The sequence below is a fragment of the Caldicellulosiruptor naganoensis genome, from assembly GCF_026914285.1.
GTDB lineage: Bacteria > Bacillota > Thermoanaerobacteria > Caldicellulosiruptorales > Caldicellulosiruptoraceae > Caldicellulosiruptor > Caldicellulosiruptor naganoensis.
Map to the genome: position 1 here is coordinate 446,622 of NZ_CP113864.1, position 18,291 is coordinate 464,912.

Sequence of the window (18,291 nt, forward strand, 5' to 3'; positions counted from 1 at the left end):
GGGGGTGTTTTAAAAAATGATTGAACTTTATGACATTTACAAAATATACAAAATGGGTGATATTAATCTATATGCTTTAAACAGTGTAAACCTCAAAATATTAAAAAACGAATTTGTTGCAATTCTTGGACCCTCTGGTTCAGGAAAATCCACATTGATGAATATAATAGGCTGTCTTGACACACCAACTTCTGGAAGATATATTTTGGATGGAAATGAGGCAAGTAAACTCTCTGACAATCAGCTTGCAGAGATTCGAAACAGCAAAATAGGCTTTGTATTTCAGCAGTTTAATTTAATTCCACAGTTAACTGCTCTTGAGAATGTTGAACTGCCTTTAATATACAAAGGGATGTCGGCATCAAAAAGACACAAGATTGCAAAAGAAGCACTTGAACGCGTAGGACTTTCTGACAGGATAAATCACAGACCTCGACAGCTATCTGGTGGGCAGCAACAGAGGGTTGCCATTGCAAGAGCAATTGTGACAAATCCTTCAATAATTTTAGCTGATGAGCCGACAGGAAACTTAGATTCAAAATCTGGCGAAGAAATTATGCAAATTTTCAAACAACTTCATAGCCAAGGCTGTACTGTGGTGTTAATTACACATGACAATTACATTGCCTCTCAGGCAAAAAGGATTGTAAGAATTTATGATGGGAAAATTATAGAAGATAAAAGAATTGCTTAAATTTTTTAGATTTATTGTTTGCAAGGGGGATATAAGAAAATGAAATATAAAAATATACACAGATTTTTATTTTTGGTTATCTGTGTTATTACTCAACTTTTAATAATGAAAACTGTGAGTGCACAAACAAAAGAATATTTATCGACTGATATGTACAAGCTTGCAGTGGAAAAGTTGTCTAAGATAGGTGTTGTATCATCAAAAGATTATCTCAAGCCAAACAGTTACGTGACTCGTCAGGAGTTTGTTAGGGCTATTGCAAAAATTTCAAATGTTGATGAAAAAACTTTAGTTCAACAACCATTTTCATACTGTATTGATGTAAAATCTAATACAGAACTTTGTGGTTATGTGAATTGGGCCGTTAAAAATAAGTATTTGAATATTTCAATAGATGGGAAATTTAGACCATTTGAAGAAATTACATTTTCTCATGCAGCAACTGCAATGGTAAAAATGCTAAATTATACTGATTCAGATTTGGAGGGTATTTGGCCTTATAACTATATCAGAAAGGCTTCTGAACTTGGACTGTTGAAAGGCTTAAATGTGTCGGCTAAGAAGAAAGTTACAAAATACGATTTGGCCATTATGCTATATAGGCTGCTTGAAACGAATGTAAAAAATACAAATACAAAATTTTCTGAGTATGTTGGGCTTTACAAATCGTATGTTGTGCTTGATACTGGCAAGACATCATCAAAGCTTCTTCCAAATGAGGTTTTGACAGACAGCGGAGTGCTTGTGAATGCAACAAAAACGCAACTTGAAGTTGGGAAAAAGTACATGCTTCAGGTCGATAGCAACAAAATCACAAAAGTGTTTGGCACAGAAAACTACTCTTTCCAGATTGTCAGCACAAAGGTTGATGGAAAGACTGTATATTACAAAGAAAGTGGAAAGACAAAATCAATAACTTTGCCATCTTCGGCAACATACTATTACAATGGCTCAAAACAAAGCTACGATGCAATTGAAAATGTTCTAAAACCAAACCAGAAAATAAGCTTTATCTATTCTGAAGATAGAAGCAAAGTAGACTTTGTTGTAATTTCCGACATATATGCACAAGAGGTTTATGGAAACTACGATGAGGTTTTGATTTTGGCAACCCCAAAAACATCATCGGCACTGGATGCAAACCAGGTTCAGACAGACAAGGGAATATATTTTGTTGCATCTTCGATAAAACCTGAAAACCTTGAAATTGGAGCAAAATATGGAGTGTATATAAAAGATGATACAATTACAAAAGCTTTGCAAAAAGTGTGGGTATCCGACAAGTTTACAATCAAAAATATAGATGATTACACACTTGATGTTGATCAAAACGGCAAGACACAGAAGATTCAGCTAACAAGCAAACCTGTGTATTACTATCAGGGCACAAAACAGAGCTATGAAAATCTGCCAAACATTTTAAAAGAAGACCAGATACTTTATGTATCAAAAGACACTGACACAGGCAAGGTTATGGCGTATGTTATTCAAGACCCATACGGCACACAGTACGGCAATTATATTGAGGCAATAGTTTTGCAGGATGCACTTTTAAACTCAAGCCTTGAGAACAACCAGGTTATGACTGACAAGGGTATCTTTTACCTTCCATCTGCCGAGACAAAACTTGAAATAGGTGCAAAGTACAGACTTTATGTTAAAGATGATAAGATAACCCTTGTTGTGAAGAAGTTGAATAACACTGCGCGGTATGAAGTGACAGATGTTGTTAGCGATACTAACGTCAAGCTAAAAGGTACTCAGGGGCAGGAGAACATAATTCTGCCTCAAAAGCCGGTTTATTATTACAATGGTACAAAAACAAACTATACTGAGCTTAAGAATGTACTAAAAGTGGGTCAGAAAATCTACTTTGGCTATGCAAAGGACGGCAAGACATATGAATATGTTGTAATTCAGGACCCATACTCTCTTGAGTATGGCACATACACAGAGGTCATAGTAATGGCAGATGCAGTTTCATCAAGTAAGCTTGCAACAAACGAGATTCTGACTGACAAGGGCATATATGTTGTGGGAAGATCTGCAGGAAAGCTTTCTGTTGGTGCAAAGTATGGCGTGTACATCAAAAACGATACAATCACCAAGGTTGTGAAAAAGCTCAATAATAGCGAGTCAGCAGAGATTACTGCAGTTGTGAGCGATACAAACGTAAAAATCAAAAAAGGAAGCAGTGAAAACACCATGTTTCTTCCTCAAAAACCCACATATTATTACAACGGAAATAAGCTCAGCTATGACCAGCTAAAGAACATTCTCAAAACAGGTCAGAAAATCTATTTTGGCTACAACCAGACAGGAAGTTCTTATGAGTATGCAATCATCCAGGACCCATATTATGATGAGTATGGAACATACATGGAAGTCATTGTAATGGGCACAAGTAAGGTAACAAAAGGTCTTGCAGAAAATGAAGTTCTGACAGACAAGGGCATTTTGACCCTGCCGTCAAACCAGAACACAAGCTTAGAGCTTGGCGCAAAATACGGGCTTTATGTTGATTCAGATAATCAAATAACTCTTGTCTACAAAAAATTCAACTCAACAGATGGCATGACAGTTGTGTACGCTCTTGGCAGTAAAGTAACAGTTGACAGGGGCGGAACACAGGTTGAGATGAACTTGCCACAGAACATAACCTACTACTATAGCGGCACAAAGATTGACTACTCAGTGGCTGTGCAGAAGATGCAAAGGGCAACATCGCTTGTGTTTGGAATATCAACACAAAAGAAAGGGTACGACTACTGTGTGGTATTTGACCCTGTATACAGCAAACCATACCTTGCAAACGAGCAGACATATCTGACCTTAAAAGCAGGTGATTTAGATATAAGTGGTAGCAGTAAAGTTATAAAAGACGGGGATGTTGTGGACTACAGCTATATTCAGAAAAATGATGTTGTCTATGCTGTGACAGATATCTGGGGTGGTAATAAGTTCATACTTGTTGTAGATGACAGGGTTGAATGTTATATCAAGAGCTACCAGCCAACAAGGTTTACACCAAAGTCAATTGTTGTAAGTGCAGTAGACCTGACAACAGGAAAGCTTGTGGACAAGACATATGAGGTGAGTGAAGATTTTGACCCGTCTGTGCTTCTCTCTGACACCTTCAAAATTGGTCAGAGAGTGTACCTCATCTTAGGCTACGATGGCAAAGTTGTGAGCATGGTAAATCCGTAAAAAAGTAGATTTCTATTGACTTAAAGCTAAAGTGAAGGATTGGAGATAAATATTTATTAAAAAGTTGAAATTATTATTAATTAATTATTATGATCAGAACACAAAAAGCGGCAGTTATTGAAATGGGTCAGAGAGTAGTGGAAAAATAGTTTAATAAAACTAACGGAAAAGGAAATAAAAATTGATGCGAGTAGAGAATTTTTATACAAATATTTTAAACCAGAAAAATGTAATAATATTTATCTGTCAAAAGTGAGGGTGAGTTTTCTGAATGCTCACCCTTCAGTTTTTTGGCTAAAAAATAAATTGTTGGGGTGGTTAAAGGGAAAGATTTACAAGCACTTAGGAGTTCGATAATGTGGAGTGAAGATTTAAATTCTGGTCAGTATTTTGGAAAAATAAAAGTTGTAAATCCTTTTTGTTTTTAAGTACATGGCGACAATTTGAAATAGATTACATTCCTTGGTTGTTCTGTTCTTTATTTTTTATCTTCCCTTATGTTTTGTTGCAGCTTTTCTCTAAAGATCAAAATTATAATACGATGGGGCTTTTTTCTTTTATTACTACATTTACTCTATATGGTTATTTCTTTTATTCAACAAACTATATATTTTAACTATTTGCAAATTTGGCCTTGATATAAACTCAAGAAAATTTAAGAAATTTTAAGCTATTTAAAGAAAAGTGTGTTCTAAGCTCAAAATTTAGTTGAAAATGGTCTAAAAAAATTTTACTAAATAAATTACATGTAGTCAGAAATATCAATGTGTTTAAAATTAAAAGATTATATTATAGCGAAAAAAATTAAATTTCAAATTTATTGTATTTCACATATAATATCACAATGAAGGACATAGTTATAAATCGTTGATTTCCATTTATCCGTAAAATTCTATAAAATCAAGACATAATGTATAGTAATACCACAATGGTATTCTAGTAAAATTAGTATAAGAAGCTAAAAATTAAAGCAAGGTGAATGTTAAATGAAATTTAGAGTAGGCAAACCACCAATTAATAAAAATATTAACTTATCAGGGTGTAACTTACTTAAAGAACCAAAAAGTTTAACAGTTACCCAGATAGTTACTCTACCAATAGGATTAATTTGTGTAGGACTAATTTTTTTCATTTTGCATTATTTTAAAAGCATAAATTTACCTAAATTTGGAGTAGAATACATTTTGGCCTATTTTCTAATGATAACTCTTCATGAGATGATACATGCTTTGTGTTATCATGGTGGTTTGTTATCAAAAGATACAGTAATTGGATGTTGGCCTGATATGTTTATTTTTTATGCATATAACAGCAGAGTTTTGAAAAGAAACAGATATTTATTAGTTTATATTGCTCTATTTATTGTACTTTCAATTATTCCAACCATAATTATGTTATTTTTAGATTTTAAAAGTGATTTGTTATTGCTAATTGTGCTTTTCAATGCTTTAGGTTCATGTGTAGATATATTTAGTTGCGTTTTAATTCTATTACAAGTACCCAAAGAAGGACTTGTGGTAAATAGTGAGGAAAAAACATATTGGAAAGTATTGGAAAAGTAGGATGGACAATTGTGATAATTATATGAGGTATAACAAATTTTGTTTGAAATGCGACAACTGGAGTTTCGGCAGGTATTACGTTATGAACGGTAACCACGAAAGTTTAAGTAATTTTGTGTAAAGTATAGACTTTCTTTGGTAGCAATTCTAAATATAAACAAAAAGATATCCAAGATAAACAATAAAATGTAAAAACAGACGGTATAATGTCAAAGAAGTTTTTAAAAAAATTTTTTAAATTGCAATATCGAATGCAATACTTTTTTAAAAGCAACTGGAAATTGATTATTTAAGTCCACACTGTGTATGATATTAGTATCCGTATTATTCCATCTTACCTGCTGGGAAGCTGGTGATTGGTATTTGTTGTTATATATGTATACTATTTTAACTACCTAAATCGTTGCTATAATCTCTTATATATTTTCCAACAAATATAGCTCTTAGTTCTTTCGCAAACTCTCCAATACACTCTTGTACATAAGTATCCTCCTCGGCAGGCTATTACATCAATTTGTGCTCATTCTTATCATTTCATGCTTATCTTACTTATCTTCTTTCTCTTTGGTATAAATCTTTTTATTTTCCCATTTGTCCTTTTGTTTGCCCCCTTTCTCTTTGCTTTAATGTAAGTATATAAGCATAAAATGATTTTACAATATTTACAAAATTTTCTTCAAATTTTATTTCTGAGTACCTATGTAGTTTAATTTCCTTTCATTTTCAAGCACTCAGGAAATTTGCCCATGCAAAATAAGATTTATCTGGTGCTTGAAGTTTATAAAATTTTTATTGAATTTATCAGACCATCAAAATCTTTTAATCAACAGATTAAACAGTATTTATGAAGTGTTTAAAGAATCCTAAGATATTTTTTAAAATTTCTGCATGCTAATTTATGATGTATTTGATATACTGCTGACGAAATAAAAGATAAAAAAACTGCAAAGAGAGTCTTTGTGAAAGAATGATAGGGTAGCTATGAAGATAAGCAAATACATAGAAGAAGCAATGTTAAATGGAGTAAAAATTGTGAAAGAACATATCAGCGGGGAAGATGTTTATAGTGCTTTGCCTGAATCAGACAGATTTGAAATTGAGTTTTGCATAGAAATAGAAAAAAGTGGTTATTACAATCTATATTTGAATTATAAAATAGAAAAGTAAACAAAAGCTGTCTATCTCGTAGATATAGATGGATTGTGTCATGGCGATATTAGATTGCATTCTGAATCGGGTGAAGTTTCAAAAATGAAGATTGGGAGGGCCTTCTTGGAAAAAGGTCAAAAAAAAACAAAATTTATGGTGGCTGGGGAGTAGCTCACATATATGCAATTGACCTTGAAGAAGATAAGTTGCAAAATTACAGTGTTCCTTCATTTGATCTTTCAAACAAAAATGCCTCTGATAAATGCAAAAAATTGATGGAATATTTTTCAAAGATTTATAGCAAGGCAATTATTGCAGGCCAGCACACAAACACAGCAGCAGGACCAGAAATTGCATATTTAGAATATCAAACAGGCAAAAAACCAGCTTTGCGTGGTTTTGATTTGCTGGGTTATACAAAGCACACCATTACTAATAATATGACCTACGATGCAATGTTTGAAGTAATTTTAAATAAAGGCTCTGTTGAAGAAGCAATTAAATGGCACAAGGAGTTAGGAGGAATTGTGACATTTTGCTGGCATTGGTTTTCTCCAATAGGAGGCAACGATAAGATTTTTTATACAAAAAACACCGATTTTGATATTGAAGTTGCTCTTTGCCCTAATACTGAAGAAAACAAACTGCTGATGGAGGACATATATAAAATTGGCAAGTGGATGAGAATCATGGCAGATGCAGATGTTCCAGTTATTTTCAGGCCATTACATGAGGCTGATGGCAGGTGGTTTTGGTGGGGAGCAAAAGGGTTTGATGCTTACAAAAAGCTTTACTATCTTTTGTATGATGTATATACTAATCACTTTAAATTAAACAATCTCATATGGGTTTGGAATGCACCACATCCTGATTGGAGAATAGAAATGGACTACTATGATGTTGCAGGGGTTGACTTTTATGCCCCGGCCCAAAACTATGGTCCTCTTTCATTTTGGTATAATTATGTCTATGAGCTGACAGAAGCTAAAAAACCCATAGCTTTAACAGAAAACGGACCAATTCCTGACCCAGATAAACTGCAAAGTTCAAAGACTTATTGGCTTTGGTTTATGCCTTGATGGGGTGGATTTACAACTGACGGCAAGATAAATTCGTTTGAACACCTGAGAAAGGTTTATAACCACCCTTAACGTAATAACACTTGATAAATTCGACTTATTTAGAAGATGAGAAAAAAAGTTCAAGGCTGCCATTTGAAAGAGGTCATTTCATATGTTCTGGAGTGAACTGGCAGCCTTGAAATTTTGTTTCAATTTAAATTTCAAAATTTTGACTTTAAGTAAATACTTTTCTAATACCAGAAAAGAAAGAGTTATTTACATTTTGAAAAATTCCCTCTATGTCAAAATCAGTTTTTAAGCTTTGTAAATTGTATCCATAGTTTATATCTTGAAGTTTAAGATTGAAAACATCTTTTGCAAAAATCCATGGAATTTTATTCATGTAATCAGGGAAAGGCGAACATTGACTTGGAAGAATATCAATTCTTTTGCCAAAAAGTGGTCTGTTTTTGCCAAAGCTAAGGTATATGTCAATACTTTTAAGTGAGATATTTCGTATATTATTATCTTTGCCATAGATTAAGATTCCATTTTCCGAATAAGCTTTTACATTGGAAATAGATATATTTTCAATAAAATTGCCTTATTCAGGAGAGGCAAATACAATTGGTTCACCCTTTCCCCACCATGTACCAGCAAATATTTTTGTTGTCATAATGACATTTGAGATTGTAACTGATTTGACATATCCGTTTTTGCCGTTTGCAAATATTGCAATTCTTCTGTTTGAATTAAGGATGATAAGATTTGAAGCAACCACATTCTTTACTTTGCTATCTAAATGTCCCATTCTCACAGCTGCTGAGCGTGTTTGCATTATGCAGTTTGACACAATTATATTTTCACATGGTTTGTCCCAGTTTGTAATGCCAGATATAGCAACACAGTCATCACCGCAAGTAAAGAAGCTATCTGTGATTACTACATTTTCGCATGAGCAAAGATGTATACCATCGCTGTTTGGGACTCTGAGATTGTTCATAATCCTTATGTTGTGTACCTTGATGTATTTTGATGAATGAATACACACTGTCCAGCAAGGTGAGTCGATAATTGAAATACCGCTTAAATTGATATTTTCACAGTTATAAAATAATATAGGTTGATTTGGTCTACAAATTGGCTTGCATTCTACCTCTTCAAACTGCTCTTTGTCAAGTTGAGATAGCTCTTCAAACTGATTAAATGCTCTTGAAAAATCCATAAAACTGCTTCCAGAAAGGTCAATTGTACCTTTTCCCTCAACTGCTATGTTCTTTTCGTTCATCGCATATAAAAAGGAAGTAACCTCTCTCCATTCGTTGTGGTAATGACCAATTTGGTGGTAATCTTCAATATTGTTGGTTGCTTTGATTACAGCACCTTCTTCTTTCTAAATATAGGGTTACATTAGATTTTAACCTTATAGGGCGGCTTAAATAAATTCCAGCAGGTATAACTACCACTCCACAACCATTTTCAAAACAGGTGTCAATAGCCTTTTGTATTGCTTCTGTACTGAAACTTACACCATCTGGTTTTGCTCCAAAGTCAGTTACAATTATTCTCAAGAGTTTACCTCCTATTACTTTAGGTTCATAACATTTAAAATAACTTAAAAATCACTAAAATCCTCTCAATAATTTTGAGAAAATGTTAGATTTTGATGGTTGTAAATAACAGTGATTAAACACATTGTAATAAACGAAAAAGAAGGGCATAAAGCCCTTCTTGCAAGCCCTGTAGGGTTTGAGGAAAAACTAACTTTTGTTTAAAATATCAAAATTTTGAACCACTGTAAAAAACCATGGTTGATCTTTTACTTATTACTTCATTTTCAAAAACACTGCTCATTTTGCAAGCACTCTCCCTTCAAAAGAGTTTCAAAAAAATTTAGTTTTCTAATTTCAAGACTCTAAAACTTGTTGGTTCTAAGTTGATTTCATAGATATTTTCATTTTCTGATATCATAGAGACTTTAAGATCAGAAGCTTTTAAAGGATCAACAAGTTTTTTATTTTTGTTCTTAATGTGTATGTTTACCTTAGTTCTGTAAGGCAAGAAGGACTCTATTATGAAAGTGCTATTGCTGTATGCAAAAATGCCTATCTTTTCTCCGGCTTCAATGTAGAAACCAAAATTTTTCATAAATACTCTTCGAATTTCAGTCAAGACATCAAGTGGCCAGTTGTAGATGTCGGAGTAGTTTTCAGGTATTGTCAATGTATAAATAGTTCCTTTGCCATAAAAGTCTTTCATCAGGACAGGAAAGTTGTTTTCACCTGAGAATGCAACAATCTCCTGCCATGACGCATTTGTCCTGTGCTCTAAGACAGGAATTAGTATTTCTTTTTTACCATATACATACTTTGAAAATGAACACACTTCTGTTTTGATGGCAAATAAGTTTGTAAAAACCTTTTTGTCTGTCACTCTCACAGAGGTCAAATCTTCAATTCCTTTTCCTTGCATGGCCTTTAAAAAACCAGATGTCATTATTACATCTTTTCCGGCTAAAAGATGTTCTTTTAACTTTTGCAGAATATCCTTGTCATTTGCACACTCAGCTGTGATAAAAACAATATTACTGTTTTCAGGAAAATATGGTGTGAGCTCAAATGGTATTCCAACCATTCCTAAGTAGTCATAAATATGGTCTTCACCATATGAATTAAATGGATGGTAAACAGGAATTCCTATAGGATTTTCAATATATTTACAAATCTCATCAAGATGACGCAGCTGCAGCCCAAGTGCTGGGACAAATACAGAGTTTCTCAAGTGCGGAAAGGCAAACAAGGTAATTTCTTTTGCTTTTGCAAATACAGTTAAATTTGCTTGTTCAAGATAGCTGCCAATATTATACAGACAATCTAAGGAGTCAAACCATCCACCGAGGTTTTTGCCTGGTTTTAGATTTTCAAACCATCTCAAAAGTGAATAGCTTGCATACCTTGGAAGATGCTGTTGTGTATAAGCAGGGTCGCGGGTTTCTGTACCTGTGTATACATAGTCAAAAAGATCTGCCTGAGTTTGAGGGTTGTAACCTGTCTCTTGATACGACTCTATCCAATTTGGATATTTGATTATTAATTTTACATTTGGATTGACACTTTTTGCAAGCTTTATCACGTACTCTCTTGAAACCTCTGTCATTAAATTTAGCCTAAATTCGCTCCAGCTAAGATTTCCTTTTGCTCTAATGCAAGATGGGCATGTGCAGGCAGTAAAGAAAAAGTCATCTAAAATGATTTCATCAAACAAAGAAGCTGTATATTGAACAATTTCTTTTAACTTGTCTAAGTGTTTTTGGTTTGTGTAACAGAAAGTATTAAAGATTCTATAATAATCAAGCTCTTCATTTCCGAACACCACAGTTGCAGTGATTCCACCAGATGTTTTAATATTTTGCCTCTCAAAAAACTCTTTTATTCTGAGCATTTTCTCTCTTGGGACGGTATCTGCACCTCTGTGTGTCTCAAGGTATACCTTTGAGATGTCTAAGTATCTTTGGAAGAACTCCAAATCTTTTTCAAGCGTCTCTAATTCTACATTTTTTAAAAATCCAGCAGGGCAGTATATTGCCAATTTAAAGTTTTTGTATGCCATTTGCAATAACCTTCCTTTCAGAATTTGAGTAAATCGATTACAAGGAATATTATACTACTTAAAAATCTTATTACAACCTTTTTGATTACTGCCTATTTGCCCCATACTGGAGGAAAAAACTGTAAAAGACACAATTTGTGGCCTATCAGGCTTCAAAAAGAGGAGAGAGCTAAAACTCAGAATAGATGGCCAAAGAGTGTATATAAGCGGCAAGTCAATTACTTTTTCTAAGACAGAAATAAAGGAATGCCAATAAGCATCAGTTCAGGCAATCCCTGTTTTCTTCTTTAATCCTTGTAGCCCTTTCAAATGCTTCTTTGACAACAGCAGCACAGCACTTTCCAGTTGGGTTATTTATCTTTCTTTCTGTAGCACTTTAACAATTTCCCCAATAAACATTCTATGATAATCTTTTGCAGTGTAAAAATTGTAAATAGCTTTGTCCAAGAAATTTTCAGGGATTATATCTTGAAAATAAATCTTTTTGCAAATCAAAACAAGGTTAGCCTCATCGAAAAACACCGTTTTGAACTCTTCATCTTCTTTGGGGGTGAGCTTTGCCATCTCAACCTTATTAACATCTTTGCCAGAGTATTTGCCGCAGATTTCAAGAGCTGACCTATACTCCCTACCGAAAAACGAGAGTGTAAAGAATTCATTTTCTTCAACAAACTTTCTTGTAAACCTCTGAGGTCTTATTACACAAAAGGAAACAGGCTTTTCCCAAATATAGCCGAGGCTTCCCCAACTTGCAGTCATTGTGTTAAATGAGTTGATGTTCCCTGCTGTAATGAGCATCCACTCTTGCCCAATTAAAGTAAAAGGGTTAAAATTGAGATCTTCTATTTTGATTGTTTTATGTGCCATGAAAAATCACCTCGATAGAGATTTTGAAGTTCTTAGAGTTTACAATTGTTGTCTTGAACTTAAATATACTACAATAAATTTTAATTTTCAAATTATTTTAACTGCAAAATTCAACAGATTGAGGAATTATAGTACTCTTTTTGATTGGGCAAGCAAATTAAAGTTTTGGTACAACAATATTGCAAAAATAGTTTTAATATTATATAATCGTAAAAATTTAAAAATTCAAAAAAGCGTACCAATACAATTTTTTAAGAAAGGGGGAAGGCGGCAACTGCCGCAAGCAAGATGAAAAGAGTACATTTGAAAAAGTTTTTAGTCCTTGTTATTGTCATTTTTTTGTTGCCACAACAGTTATTGGTTTTTCTTCAACAGGGATAATGAAACGAAGTGAAATCCCTGACAAGTACAAGTGGAATCTTGAAGAGATTTATGGCTCTCCAGAAAAGTAGAATGCTGATCTAAACAAGGTTTTAAATTATTACATTCCTAAATTTAAGAATTACCAGGGTAAGCTTTCAGACAAGAATAAATTACTTGAATGTTTGAAACTAAGAGATGAGATGATGAGAATTGCAGACAAAGTCTATGTTTATGCTCATATGAAGGCTGATGAAAATCAGGCTGATAACAAGGCAAATGAGATGAGGTCAAAATCTGAGACGATGTATGCACAAGTCTCAGCTGCAGTTTCGTTTATCCAGCCAGAGCTTTTACGCTTGCCTGAAAAAACTTTAAAGTCATATATGCAGGATAAAAGTTTTGCAGACTACAAAATGTATCTTGATATGGTTTTAAAGCAAAAGCCTCATACTCTATCTCCAGAAGGTGAACAGTTATTAGCCTTAGCTCAGGATTTTGCAGGCTCACCTTACAGTATATTTACTCAGCTAAAATATGCAGACCTTACATTCCCAAAAATAAAAGATGATAAAGGCAATGAGATTCAACTTACAGAAGCAAGTTATGGCAAATATCTTGAAAGCAAGGACAGAGATTTCAGAAAGAGAGCATTTGAAGGTATATACTCCTCATTTGACAAAGTTAAGACATTGGCGGCTACATTGACTGCTGAGGTAAAGAAAAATGTATTTTTTGCAAAAGCAAGAAAATATAATTCAGCATTAGAGGCTTCTTTAGCACAGGAATTTATTCCAAGGAGTGTTTATGATAATCTTATCAAGGCGGTTAATAACAATATCAAGTATTTGCATAAGTATGTAAAGCTTAGGAAGAAAGTACTTAATCTTGACAAAGTTCATATATATGATATGTATGTTCCGCTTGTTGAAAATTATGAAGTCAACATCGATTATGAGCAGGCAAAGAAGTTAATTTTAGAAGGTTTAAAGTCGCTTGGAAGTGATTATTTAAAGGTTCTAAACATTGCCTTTAACAATAGATGGATAGACGTATTTGAGACCGAGAACAAGTATACAGGTGGATATCAATGGGGAGCATATGATACACATCCTTGATATCCTTATGAATTATAACAATACTATGGATTCTGTTTTAACTCTTGCTCATGAACTTGGGCATGCTATAAATTCATATTATACAAACAAGACACAAAAGTATATAAATTCCAATATACCAATCTTCACAGCTGAGGTTGCTTCAACAACATATGAGCTTTTAATGATTAATTATCTGCTCAAAAAAGCAAAGAGTGATGATGAAAGACTTTATCTATTGAATACCTTAGTAGAGAATATAAGAGGTACTGTTTATACTCAGGTTATGTATGCAGAATTCGAAAAAGAAATTCATGAAAGGGTAGAAAAAGGGGAAGCACTCTCTGCGGAAACTTTGTGCAACATTTGGGGTAACTTGATGAAGAAGTACTATGGTGATAGCTTTGAAGTTGATAAGCTTGCAACATTGTGGTGGGCAAGAATACCACACTTTTACATGAACTTTTATGTTTATAAATACGCAACCTCTATGGCTGCTGCAAACGAGGTTGTAAAGAATATCGAAAAGGGCGATACTGCGAAGTATATAGAGTTCTTAAAAGCAGGAAGTTCAGATTATCCTATCAATGTTCTTAAAAAAGCAGGTGTTGATATGACATCAACAAAGCCTGTTGACAATTTGTTAACTTACTTTGGACAGCTTGTTGACGAGATGGAAAAGATATTGAAAAAGCAAGGAAAAATATAAAAGCAAAGAGATTGGCATAGTTTCGTTTTTCCAATAAAACTTTTGGGGTATTAAAAAATCAATAAAGATGAATTAGAATAATCTTATTGTCATATTCTAAATCTTAAGAATGATAGGGTGAGTTTGATGATAGTGAAAGCATATATAGACGATTTTAACGAGATAACAGTAGTGCTTGCGCAGATGGTTCATTCAGTTAAAAAAGAAGATTTTAAGGTTTTTTTAGATGATCAGGAAATAGAAATTGAAAAAGTGAAAAAACTTATACCACATTCAGAAAATCCATTTGAAGCAGAAACAAGAGGCTATGAAATCTGCGAACAAAAAGGGAAGATTAGATTTGTTTTAAAAGAAGGACACTTTGATTTTCACAGAAAACCTATGGTAAGGCCAGTTTTTGTTATAGGAGATATGAACAACTGGACAATTTCACCTGAGTGGGAGCTTTCTTATTCAAAGCAAAGAGGAAGATATGAGCTTGTAAAAGATTTAAAAGATGTTCAAATTGGTCAAAAGTTTAAATTTGCAGAGGGGGCAAGCCGAAAACTTTGGTATCCTCCAGGATATGGAAATGATATTGTAATAGAGGACTATTTTGACAGAGAAGCAGCTTTCACAAACATGGTAAAAATTACAACCACCAAAAGGCTTTGGGCAAATTTAAAATACAAAGTAATGTACAAAAACGAATACAAATATGCACGTCCAAGAGAGATTTTGACAAGAAACGAGTATTTCTATGCTGGGGAGCTTGGTGCAAGGTATGAACCATATGGAACCTATTTTAGACTCTGGGCACCAACTGCCTATAAGGTAAAGATTCAAATATTTGATGAGTATGAAAATTTCAAGTTTGAAAAGGAAATGTCAAGGGCAGAAAATGGTACTTGGGATGTATATCTCCCAGGGGATTTAAAGAATCATTTTTACCTTTACGAAATCTGGCATTACAATTACGAAGATGATGAAGGCTATATTGTGTATCACGTCCCAGACCCATACTCTAAGGCATCTTCGTCAAACTCTGGCAAAAGTTATATATTTGACCCGGCAGATGGCTTGATAGACGGATGGCAAGCTGATAGTTTTGTTGATAATATTGAAAAGCAAAATGATGCTATAATCTACGAGATGCATGTAAGAGATTTTACAATTGACCAAAGCTCTGGAATTGATGAAAATTTAAGAGGAAAGTTTTTAGGTTTTTGTCAGGAAGGATATTACAAGGAAGGGATTTCAACCGGTCTTTTGCACCTAAAAGAGCTTGGGATAACTCATGTTCATCTTTTACCAATATCTGATTTTGGGAGTGTTGATGACAAAAACCCAGACAAAAGATACAATTGGGGATATGACCCAGTACTTTACCAGTGTCCTGAGTATTGGTACTCAACAAAAAGCGGTGGTATTGAAGCGTTGAAAGAGCTTAGAACAATGATAAAAAAGCTTCATGAAAATGGAATTGGAGTTGTGATGGATGTTGTTTTCAATCACACATATCACACAAAGGGCGGAAAATTCTCTATATTTGACAAGATTGTACCTGAATACTTTTACAGGGTAGATGACTATGGAGATTATTCAAATGCGACAGGGTGTGGAAATGAACTTGCAACAGAAAGACCAATGGTGAGGAAATTTATCCTTGACACTATTATCTACTGGACAGAGGAGTTTCACATAGACGGTTTTAGGTTTGACCTGATGGGGCTTATTGACTGTAAAACAATGAGGCAAATTGCTAATGAGGTGCGGAAACGAAATCCGAAAGCGTTGATTTATGGCGAAGGTTGGGTGATGGGCGATAGTACCTGCCTTGTTGAAGAGATGGCTACAATCTTGTCATCTTGTCATCAAGGCTATTCAATCGGACTTTTTAACGACAGGATTAGAGATGCTATAAGAGGTGACCTTGACGGCTACAAAACAGGATATGTGCATGGAAATCTATCAGATGTTGAGAGACTAAAACAAGGTATCAAAGCGGCAATTGATGATTTTGCAAAAGAACCTGATGAATGTGTAAACTATGTTTCCTGTCATGACAACTTGACACTTTTTGACAAGCTGCAAAAGACAATGGTTGGTGAGGACATCTTTTGGATTGACAGGGCATCAAGGCTTGCAAATGCCATTGTGCTGACATCGCAAGGGGTTGCTTTTTTACATGGTGGAGTTGAGTTTAACAGAAGCAAAGGCGGTCATCCTAATACCTATAACGCAGGAGATAACATAAACAAAATTGATTGGAGTTTAAAAGAGAAGTTTTTTGATACGTTTAAGTTTTACTGTGATTTGATAAACCTGAGAAGAAAGCATATTGCTTTTAGGATGAGGTCAAGCGGAGAGATAAAGAAATACTTAAGATTTATTCCTGCACCAGATGGGGTTGTTGCTTTTATAATAACATACCCATATGATGAGTGGAAAAAGATTATTGTTGCCTACAATCCTTTTAAGGAAAAGAAGATTTTGCAGCTTCCAGAAGGCAGCTGGTATATAAAAGCAAATGATGGCATTGTGTTTCCCGACTCTTCTGAAAAAGAGGCAATAGGCAGCTTTGAGATTGCACCAGTGAGTCTTTTTATTGCATACCAAAAATATGCAAAAAATTAATCACCAGACAAACTTTAAAAAAGTTTATTTTGCAATCTCTTTTGCCAAAAATACTCTTACATTTTCTGATTCTAAGTCAAATGACCTTGTGTCATATTCGAGCATAATCAGTGTAAATTTTATTCCAAGAGATGAATAAAGTCTTATACATTCCTCCATCTCTTTGTTGACAAAGCATGTGATAATAAAAAGCTCTCTGAAGTTGTATGATCTTAAAACATCATACAGTAAAACCTCAAAGTACTGATTTACTTGAATTTTGATATGTGCCAAGGCCTCACACACCTTAACAAGCTGGTTTGCATCTTGAGAAGGGAGCAGAATTTCAAGAGGCAAACCAGTTTCTTCATCAAAACAGTTTGAAATAAAGCCCACAGGTGTGGACGATTTTAAACATTCATTCGCAAGTGAGGCTGCTATTTTTATTCCAAATTCTATTATGTTTTTATTAAAAACCTCTTTTCTTTCATACTCTGAACTTTGGACATTTAAAAGAATAATTGCATCACCCGATGAGGTATATTCATATTTATTTACCATCAAAGTATTGTACTTTGCAGTTGCGTTCCAGTTTATTCTGTTAAAGGCATCACAGCTCTGATACTCTCTTATTCCGGCAAAGTGGAAGATGTCTTCATAGTAATGTCTCTTAACAATTGTCTCCCCAGACAAGCTTGAGCGCGGCATAAGATGTTTTTGCAGGTCCAAAAATGCAGGGTACACAGTCAAAGTATCATTTACATAGTAACATCTATCAGCAGTTGCCAGGCCAAACAAATCTCCTGTTACAAGATAGATTTTGTCAAGCTTATAAAAGCCACGTTTTGTTGCGACAAACTTATGACGTCTTACAATCTGCTGATAGGGCAGCAAGAAAAAGATAGAAATATATCTTAGCTTGTCTCCGACAACATAGTTTTTAGAATTTTCCATAAAAAAAGATGAAGAGATTTCAAACTCGGATTTTACCCATGGAAGAGGCAAAATCTTGCCGTTGTAGATTCTCTCAACTATATGTATCTCTTGCCCTTCACTACTTTTTTCTTCTTCAAAATAAATTTCATATTCTACATTTTTAAGCCCATACCTTTTTGTGACAAAGAAGTTGAGAGCAAACAGAGTAGAACATATCAAAAACAACCAAAATGTTTCCATCTTGGATTTATTACCTCTTTTTAATTCTGTTTATTCTTATTATAGCCCATAATATTGAATATTCAAACTAAGAATTTGGCTAAAATTTTTGTTTAAAAATGCTATTGAACATATTCAATTTCACATGTTATAATACCGCTACAACGGCGATGGAGTCCGCCGAACAAATGCCAATGATGGCTGATGACTCCTACAAATATTGCGT

11 protein-coding genes, 3 pseudogenes and 1 riboswitch are annotated in these 18,291 nt (G+C 34.1%); of the genes and pseudogenes, 8 read left to right on the forward strand and 6 right to left on the reverse strand.

What is annotated here, in order from left to right:
• Nucleotides 1-16 precede the first annotated feature (16 nt).
• The 6 genes and pseudogenes from OTJ99_RS02085 (at nucleotide 17) to OTJ99_RS02105 (ending at nucleotide 7,691) form a co-directional block, all read left to right on the forward strand.
• The gene (locus tag OTJ99_RS02085) at nucleotides 17-694 is read left to right on the forward strand and encodes an ABC transporter ATP-binding protein (protein WP_045165429.1); all 678 of its coding nucleotides are present in this window, start codon (nucleotides 17-19) and stop codon (nucleotides 692-694) included.
• Between the two features lie 39 nt (nucleotides 695-733).
• On the forward strand, nucleotides 734-3,901 hold the full coding sequence (locus OTJ99_RS02090) for a hypothetical protein (RefSeq protein WP_045165428.1): 3,168 nt from the start codon (nucleotides 734-736) through the stop codon (nucleotides 3,899-3,901).
• Between the two features lie 341 nt (nucleotides 3,902-4,242).
• Nucleotides 4,243-4,329, forward strand: a pseudogene (locus OTJ99_RS12965) (PIN domain-containing protein); the annotation flags it as partial.
• A 558-nt stretch (nucleotides 4,330-4,887) separates the two neighbouring features.
• Nucleotides 4,888-5,463 (forward strand): DUF3267 domain-containing protein, encoded by a 576-nt coding sequence (locus OTJ99_RS02095; protein ID WP_045165427.1) that lies wholly within the window; start codon nucleotides 4,888-4,890, stop codon nucleotides 5,461-5,463.
• A 981-nt stretch (nucleotides 5,464-6,444) separates the two neighbouring features.
• Nucleotides 6,445-6,630, forward strand: coding sequence for a hypothetical protein (locus tag OTJ99_RS02100; RefSeq protein ID WP_235374673.1), 186 nt, complete (start codon nucleotides 6,445-6,447; stop codon nucleotides 6,628-6,630).
• A 188-nt stretch (nucleotides 6,631-6,818) separates the two neighbouring features.
• Nucleotides 6,819-7,691: a glycosyl hydrolase gene (locus tag OTJ99_RS02105; RefSeq protein ID WP_235374672.1), complete on the forward strand. Its 873-nt coding sequence runs from the start codon at nucleotides 6,819-6,821 to the stop codon at nucleotides 7,689-7,691.
• Nucleotides 7,692-8,277: 586 nt separating this feature from the next.
• On the opposite strand, the gene OTJ99_RS02110 is transcribed toward OTJ99_RS02105, so the two are convergent.
• From OTJ99_RS02110 to OTJ99_RS02125, 5 genes and pseudogenes are all read right to left on the reverse strand, one after another.
• Complete coding sequence (locus tag OTJ99_RS02110) at nucleotides 8,278-8,961, reverse strand: glycoside hydrolase family 28 protein (RefSeq protein WP_235374671.1); 684 nt, start codon at nucleotides 8,959-8,961, stop codon at nucleotides 8,278-8,280.
• A 64-nt stretch (nucleotides 8,962-9,025) separates the two neighbouring features.
• Nucleotides 9,026-9,244, reverse strand: a complete 219-nt coding sequence (locus tag OTJ99_RS02115; protein ID WP_235374670.1) for a glycosyl hydrolase family 28-related protein — start codon at nucleotides 9,242-9,244, stop codon at nucleotides 9,026-9,028.
• A gap of 322 nt (nucleotides 9,245-9,566) precedes the next feature.
• Nucleotides 9,567-11,282 carry a hypothetical protein gene (locus OTJ99_RS02120; protein WP_045165426.1) on the reverse strand — a complete coding sequence of 572 codons (1,716 nt, stop codon included), beginning with the start codon at nucleotides 11,280-11,282 and terminating at the stop codon, nucleotides 9,567-9,569.
• A gap of 259 nt (nucleotides 11,283-11,541) precedes the next feature.
• Nucleotides 11,542-11,643, reverse strand: a pseudogene (locus OTJ99_RS12970) ((2Fe-2S)-binding protein); the annotation flags it as partial.
• Nucleotides 11,637-12,149 carry a flavin reductase gene (locus OTJ99_RS02125; RefSeq protein WP_045165425.1) on the reverse strand — a complete coding sequence of 171 codons (513 nt, stop codon included), beginning with the start codon at nucleotides 12,147-12,149 and terminating at the stop codon, nucleotides 11,637-11,639. The gene OTJ99_RS02125 and the pseudogene OTJ99_RS12970, both read right to left, overlap by 7 nt.
• A gap of 746 nt (nucleotides 12,150-12,895) precedes the next feature.
• Here OTJ99_RS02125 and pepF point away from each other — a divergent pair.
• Both pepF and pulA read left to right on the forward strand, forming a co-directional pair.
• A pseudogene (gene pepF, locus OTJ99_RS02130) lies at nucleotides 12,896-14,315 on the forward strand (oligoendopeptidase F).
• 126 nt (nucleotides 14,316-14,441) lie between these two features.
• A complete protein-coding gene (pulA, locus tag OTJ99_RS02135; RefSeq protein ID WP_045165423.1) occupies nucleotides 14,442-16,931 on the forward strand; it encodes a type I pullulanase in 2,490 nt (829 codons plus the stop codon).
• A 24-nt stretch (nucleotides 16,932-16,955) separates the two neighbouring features.
• Here the strand turns inward: pulA and OTJ99_RS02140 are convergent, their stop codons facing one another.
• On the reverse strand, nucleotides 16,956-18,086 hold the full coding sequence (locus OTJ99_RS02140) for a DUF58 domain-containing protein (protein ID WP_045165422.1): 1,131 nt from the start codon (nucleotides 18,084-18,086) through the stop codon (nucleotides 16,956-16,958).
• 136 nt (nucleotides 18,087-18,222) lie between these two features.
• Nucleotides 18,223-18,286: riboswitch (Fluoride riboswitch) on the forward strand.
• Nucleotides 18,287-18,291: the final 5 nt, after the last annotated feature.

Bases quoted from the DNA above. Each gene is read 5' to 3' on its own strand.
- OTJ99_RS02085 (WP_045165429.1), top strand. From the start codon at position 17: ATGATTGAACTTTATGACATTTACAAAATATACAAAATGGGTGATATT.
- OTJ99_RS02090 (WP_045165428.1), top strand. From the start codon at position 734: ATGAAATATAAAAATATACACAGATTTTTATTTTTGGTTATCTGTGTT.
- OTJ99_RS02095 (WP_045165427.1), top strand. From the start codon at position 4,888: ATGAAATTTAGAGTAGGCAAACCACCAATTAATAAAAATATTAACTTA.
- OTJ99_RS02100 (WP_235374673.1), top strand. From the start codon at position 6,445: ATGAAGATAAGCAAATACATAGAAGAAGCAATGTTAAATGGAGTAAAA.
- OTJ99_RS02110 (WP_235374671.1), bottom strand. From the start codon at position 8,961: ATGAACGAAAAGAACATAGCAGTTGAGGGAAAAGGTACAATTGACCTT.
- OTJ99_RS02120 (WP_045165426.1), bottom strand. From the start codon at position 11,282: ATGGCATACAAAAACTTTAAATTGGCAATATACTGCCCTGCTGGATTT.
- OTJ99_RS02125 (WP_045165425.1), bottom strand. From the start codon at position 12,149: ATGGCACATAAAACAATCAAAATAGAAGATCTCAATTTTAACCCTTTT.
- pulA (WP_045165423.1), top strand. From the start codon at position 14,442: ATGATAGTGAAAGCATATATAGACGATTTTAACGAGATAACAGTAGTG.
- OTJ99_RS02140 (WP_045165422.1), bottom strand. From the start codon at position 18,086: ATGGAAACATTTTGGTTGTTTTTGATATGTTCTACTCTGTTTGCTCTC.